The organism is Nostoc paludosum FACHB-159 (assembly GCF_014698835.1).
Lineage (GTDB): Bacteria > Cyanobacteriota > Cyanobacteriia > Cyanobacteriales > Nostocaceae > Nostoc > Nostoc paludosum.
The window spans coordinates 1-2,356 of sequence record NZ_JACJTU010000157.1 but is presented as its reverse complement, the minus strand read 5'-3'; the positions used below and the strand labels follow the sequence as shown (position 1 = coordinate 2,356).

At 40.3% G+C, this 2,356-nt stretch carries 3 protein-coding genes; all 3 read right to left on the bottom strand.

Translation table 11 applies throughout. From position 1 onward, the window contains the following. Positions 1-377: 377 nt before the first annotated feature. Positions 378-971 carry a hypothetical protein gene (locus H6H03_RS39690; protein ID WP_190960439.1) on the bottom strand — a complete coding sequence of 198 codons (594 nt, stop codon included), beginning with the start codon at positions 969-971 and terminating at the stop codon, positions 378-380. A 116-nt stretch (positions 972-1,087) separates the two neighbouring features. Then, complete coding sequence (locus H6H03_RS39685; RefSeq protein ID WP_190960438.1) at positions 1,088-1,423, bottom strand: hypothetical protein; 336 nt, start codon at positions 1,421-1,423, stop codon at positions 1,088-1,090. A gap of 353 nt (positions 1,424-1,776) precedes the next feature. Continuing rightward, on the bottom strand, positions 1,777-2,356 hold a 580-nt coding region (locus tag H6H03_RS39680), incomplete at its 5' end, for a tetratricopeptide repeat protein (RefSeq protein WP_390843074.1).

The following is a 2,356-nucleotide window of genomic DNA, read 5'->3' as shown; positions in this document are numbered from 1 at the left end:
ATCAAGCGGTACGAGCAGACACTACTTTTAGAAATTTACCATAGGCAGATTTTTAATCAGAATTATCACATAGAGTCTTGCGATCGCTATCGATTGCCGTTTGTTCAGTAGGTTTGATCCACGTCACAGGTTTAGAAATAAATGCAAGTTATCCTTGCCCTGCAAGTATTAGTAACAGATTACTAACAGATGTAATCTTATCGAATAAGATAAGCCAGAGCCGACTTGATTTCTTCTTCAGATGCCAGACTTTCATCAACTGCCAGGAATGACACTAAATTAAGTGGCTTGTTAGTCTGCGCTGCGGCATATATTTTATGGTGGCCATCCAGTAAATAGTGAGCTAAACACCAATGCTCAGTAATCTTAGGATTACCCTACCAAACGGCTGGCTGCTTAATGTCTAAAATAGAGACAGTCAATGCCGTTGGTTGCCCACCATGCGCTATTTCATCCTGATAATGTACCACTCTGAGTCGATCCAACTTTGTTGCAGGGAACAGAGGAATGACAACCTCGAAAAGTTGACGCCCTTGGCCCAGTGCCAGTGAGTGACTACGATAGTAACTAACGTGCGGATGACGCGGTGGTAAAGTATCGATGCCCCACAAAGCAACCTGCTCTTGAACAAAATAATCGTCAGGATGTCCGGGTGTAATCAGGCGTGGAAGTACTGCTGGAAAGTTGACATAGTAAGTTCCTGTTGGGAGAATTTGACTCCAAATAGAAGTAAATGCAGGATCGATAATGTCGATGCCACTATTGAGTCGTTCTGCAATGGCTGCGGCACAAGTAGTGTCATTGGTACTCTCAAGCTGCTCAAAAAAGAAGGCACAAGTTCCGCAAGCATTCCCAATATGATAAGTTCGTTTGTTTCCAATTGTCAGGTAACGATCCCAACCGTTATTAGATTTCTCGAAACCAATAATTGAAGAAGAATAAGATGTTGTGATACGACTTGGTTCGTTCATAGGCGTTGCAGAATATATGTGTCGTTTGGAGATAGCTTTAGGTAAAGTAGCAGCGAAAGTAATTTAATGGGTAGTCAAATGATGATACTCTTGTATGCCATCACTCCAATCGCTCGCTATTGTGAATCTGATAATAATTCAGTTAAATCCATACCAAAAATATAATAAGGATTTCGGTATTCTTCTGGAATATTATTCATTGATTCTCTATTTTCTTGAAGATATTTACTATTACGCTCTTGAATCCTTTTAAGTTTCTGGTGTATAGGAGAGGATTCATCTTTTTTGCCACTATTGATATAGTTATAAATATTTTTCTTTAGCTTCTCCAATTTATTATGAGTAGCTAAAGGATTATCTGAAGAGAGAGTATAAGCTGTTCTATAGTTATGCCCAGCTTCTCTTAATTTCTTCCATTCTTGGTATCTTGAATTTTGATTTAATGGTTCCATTTAATTAAATCTATCGCTGTAATTGCAAGCGTATTTAAATTAGTTTTATTATATATTACCTATCTTGATAATTCCTTACTTATCTGGTAGCCGTAGCCCATCGTAAATATGGATGGTAGCGTCACTTTAACTTTTATAAGGGAGGATAATTTCTGAGCGATGGCGTCCGACTGTGCAGTGAAATTATGACATAGGGTACAAAGCGGGATTAGGTTTATAGTCGGTTATCTTCAGGCGTAAAATTAGCAAAGTTTTCAAAATCTGAAGGAACACATGTGACACCAATTTTGGATTTGAGATTTTGGATTGGATTTCAATCTAAGATCTCAAATTCCCTATGCTCCATTCCCATTTCAAAGATTTTCAATCTTGAGCTGAGTATCTGAGTCAAGCCATGCTTGGGCAAATTCTGTTTGTACGAGTTTTGCAGCTTTATTTTTACCCTCTGCTTGCAAACTCGCCTGCAAGCCAAATAACGAACGTCCATTACCCGGATATTTAGTTAAATCGGCGCGAAATACTGTCTCTGCTGCTGCATAATCACCTTTAGCTAACAGGACACCCCCCAATGCTTCCCGTGTGGGGAAGTACCAATCTGGTGGTTCTACGTAGTCTAGGTTATCTTCTGCTACTACTGCTTGTTGCAATGTAGCGATCGCACTCTGATAATCATTCCTAGATTTGGCAATCTTGGCATCTAAAAATTTTTGGGCAATGTCTAAAATGCGACTAGCAGGCGTAAAACCGATGGTAGACTCTGCTGGCAGGATCTTTCTAGCAGCTAGTAAGGCACGGCTTTCTAATGCTGCATCTTCTGGCTGGCTTCGGGCTGCGTATGCCAAACCTCGCGTAAAGTGCCACAATGCATTAGTAGTTGGGAGTGTAGCATCAGGCCGAGGAGCCTGTAAAATTTCATCCCAATCGCCAAATCGC